The organism is Phosphitispora fastidiosa (assembly GCF_019008365.1).
In the GTDB taxonomy this organism is placed as follows: Bacteria; Bacillota; Thermincolia; order Thermincolales; family UBA2595; genus Phosphitispora; species Phosphitispora fastidiosa.
Genome location: NZ_JAHHUL010000040.1, coordinates 1 through 3,385 on the forward strand (window position 1 = coordinate 1; position 3,385 = coordinate 3,385).

Genomic DNA, 3,385 nt, shown 5'->3' on the forward strand with positions numbered 1-3,385 from the left:
CAGAAATTATGTGCTCACTCTGTTTATGTTTCTTAGCAATGCTGCAATGGGTAAAATTGCTTAATATTCCTTGTAGTTCAACAAATTATCCACCTTCATATAAGCACATAAATAAATATCTATAGCGAGGCAAGGAAGGATAGAATATCATCGGGTGGCCTGTAACGGTAGCTTCCAATAGATGGTTCAGCCATTTTTTCCAGTATTCTTTGTTTCATCTCAATGTCTGCCTCCATATATTTGTGCGTTGTATTTATGCTCTCATGTCCAAGCCATATGGCAATAGTTGAGATGTCAACACCTGACTGAAGCAAATGAAGTGCAGTGGAATGCCGAAAAGTGTGTGGGCTGATGGTTTTGTTTTTTAAGCCAGGTGAAGTATTCTGCGCTTTTTCTACTAGACATGCGATGCGATACCGGACACCTGACCTGGTAAGCTCATCGCCAGTATAATTAATGAACAATTTATCATCTTGCTTAAGACCATTCTCATTAATATATTTCTTAATAAATGCTACTGTTACCTTCCAAAGTGGAACATTCCGATCTTTTCTTCCTTTGCCAGTCACATGTATATAGGCTAAACTGCCAGAACCGTCAAACAGAACATCCCTACATTTCAAGGAAAGAAGTTCGGATACCCTTACTCCGGTATTGTAAAGAATCAGTACCATCAACTTGTCACGGCGTCCAAGTGCTTCGTTCATAGAACAAGCATCCAACAGACTATCAACTTCTTCCTTCGTTAGAAAGTCCATCTGTCTTTTTTCTGCCTTCCGGAAGGGTATCATAAGGCTTCTTTGAACAACAGCACTGTATTCCGGTCTCTCAAAGGAAATAAAGTGAAGGAATGCATGGATTGCGGCCAGGCGGCTGTTAATAGTTTTTGGCTGGTTTTTCCTTTCATTACTTAGATATTCAAGAAACCCTAGTATGAATTCTGCTTCAATATGTTCCATACCTATTTGGTACGGCGGACATTTGTGAGCAATTCTTAAATAGTGTACATAGAGCCGGAAAGTATCCCTATAGGATTTGATTGTCTCTGGAGATACATTTTTTTGGTTCATCATCCTTTTAAGGAAAAACTTCTGGAGCAAATCTTGGAAGGTGCTATTCATACGATTGAAACTCCTTTCCGCAGTGGAGCTCGAATTTATCACACGCAAGGGAAAGAAGTTCTGGAGTAGATGAAAGATACCAATATGTATCTGCTGGTTTTACATGTCCCATATAGACCGAGAGTAAATAGATCTTCTGGTTAGCATCTTCTCCGCTTTCCAGCCATTTGAGGATGGTACGGCAGGCAAAAGTATGGCGGATATCGTATAAACGCGGTCGTCTGCCGTTCCATCTGTGTCCGACATCCGGTATAAGACAGGGACGGAGTTGTTGAAAGGCATATTCGAAAGCTCTTGTATTGAATCGCCTTCCATTTGTGTTTACAAAAAAGAAATCCTCTTTTGAACGTCCAGGAAGTTTCGCTTGTACTTGTGATTCATATTTCTCAAGTTGTTCTAAAACGGTTTGATGTAGGGGAACTAGACGATCCTTATGGAATTTGGTATCCCTAATGTACAGATACCTTTCCTCAAGATTAACATCCTTCACAGTAAGGTTGGTCAATTCCGAAACTCGGATTCCTGTGGACCACAAAAGGCCTAGTGCCGTGGATACGGTCATACACCTGATGCCATCCGTCGAAAATAGATTTGCAGATTCATTCATTAGCCGAAGAATTTCTTCTTCCGTGTAAATATAAGGAGCCACACGTCCATGACATTTCCCGAAGACACCCGTCTGGGGAATTTGTGCTTTAGAATCAATGGAAGCCGCATATACCGCAAAGGTATGTACGGTTTCAAGCCTCCTTGCCATATACCATCTACTATAGCCACTGTCAAGTGAAGCCCACTGCATGGCTAAATCAATAGTAAGTGATCCGTTATATTCGATATCCCGAGTATATTTGGCAAAACGTCTTAGTTCTTGCGATTCGATTTTCAGTTGATAGCCTAAACTTTGCTTGTATTTAATATAGGATTCGATCTGCCTGCTTATCTTATTATCCGCTATCATAAGCTGCCACCTCCCGGCCATATACCGGCAGCTTGTAACAGCCCTTCTGTATCAATTTTTGTATAGACGGCAGTGCTGTCCAGTGATTGATGACCGAGGATATCAGCTACCATTTTCAATGAGGCGCCTTTTTTATATATTTTGCTGGCAACCGTTCTGCGTAATATATGTGTGCCTGTGATGGATTCGCTGATTCCCGCTCTTTTATATGCACGGCGCATGGCATTCCTTATCTGACTCCTTCCCATGGGATCACCCATGGCATGAGAAAAGCGCACAAAAAGAACCCGGCTTTTACATGCGGGTCGGGAATTCTGTAGATAGTTAATAATGGCTTCTCCAAAGGCAGGGGAAATTGGCAGTCTTCTGTCGGTATGAGTCTTAGTGTTTTTAATGTTAATAATGCCGTTTTCCCAATCGAAATCATCTAAAGACAGTCCGGCAACTTCTGCACACCGAAGCCCAAGTTCTGTAAAGCACAGGGCAATTGCATAATCGCGTATTCCTGATGTTCGATTTTTGTCAAACGAACTAAGTAGTGATTCAAATTCTTCATCGCTTATTACAGTGGGAACGGAATTTAACTTCCACACCGCTGGCGATAGAGGAATCTTAAAAATAGATTCATCAACATTTACACGAGTAAACCGAAGGTATTGGAAGAAATTACGAATGGATGTGGCTATTCTCCCTTTAGTACTAGGCTTTAAATAAGCTGCTTCTCCGGTAAAATAATTTCGGATATCTATGGCGCAGATATTTGACACATCAAAATTCTTAGACTGCTGATAGATGAAACCAAGGAAGCGTCTTATATTAACAGTTTCAGAACTAATGCTTGTGTCTGCCAGATGCTTGACTCTTCTCTGGAAGTCTTGGAATCCAACAAGAAGATCTTCAATTTCAGCATTGCCTGCGTCTTTTACAGTTTTGGGATACGCTACCCCCATTAAAGATTTATGAAAAGCGTATAGCGCAGCACGGCAATCTTTAAAGGTTTTAGGAGCCATTGAGGCCTCATTTTTCAAGAATTCGGTGATCTGGTCTGTGATGTTGGCATTCTTTTCGTTAAAGTAACCTGATCGCAAAAATCTGGACACATAGGTGTGATAACTAAGAATAGTGCTCTCGTGGTATTCGTGTTCTAGCAAAAATGTCCTAAATTCATTCAGTTTTTGCCTAACTGGCAATGGCACAAATACGTATGGCATAGCAGCAACTCCTTTTTACTTGAAGTATAAAATGCTGCTATTCATTTTTACAATTAGTTATCTTGAGCACATAAATTAAGTGAGCACATAATTTC

At 40.7% G+C, this 3,385-nt stretch carries 3 protein-coding genes; all 3 read right to left on the bottom strand.

All coding sequences use genetic code 11. The features are described 5' to 3' along the window. Positions 1–119: 119 nt before the first annotated feature. Genes Ga0451573_RS18760 through Ga0451573_RS18770 form a run of 3 tightly spaced genes read right to left on the bottom strand, consistent with a single transcriptional unit; the run spans position 120 to position 3,290 of the window. Positions 120–1,121 (bottom strand): tyrosine-type recombinase/integrase, encoded by a 1,002-nt coding sequence (locus Ga0451573_RS18760; protein ID WP_231685718.1) that lies wholly within the window; start codon positions 1,119–1,121, stop codon positions 120–122. Continuing rightward, positions 1,114–2,079, bottom strand: coding sequence for a tyrosine-type recombinase/integrase (locus Ga0451573_RS18765; RefSeq protein WP_231685720.1), 966 nt, complete (start codon positions 2,077–2,079; stop codon positions 1,114–1,116). The genes Ga0451573_RS18760 and Ga0451573_RS18765 overlap by 8 nt, the downstream gene beginning before the upstream one ends. Next, positions 2,076–3,290: a site-specific integrase gene (locus Ga0451573_RS18770; RefSeq protein ID WP_231685722.1), complete on the bottom strand. Its 1,215-nt coding sequence runs from the start codon at positions 3,288–3,290 to the stop codon at positions 2,076–2,078. The genes Ga0451573_RS18765 and Ga0451573_RS18770 overlap by 4 nt, the downstream gene beginning before the upstream one ends. Positions 3,291–3,385 lie beyond the last annotated feature (95 nt).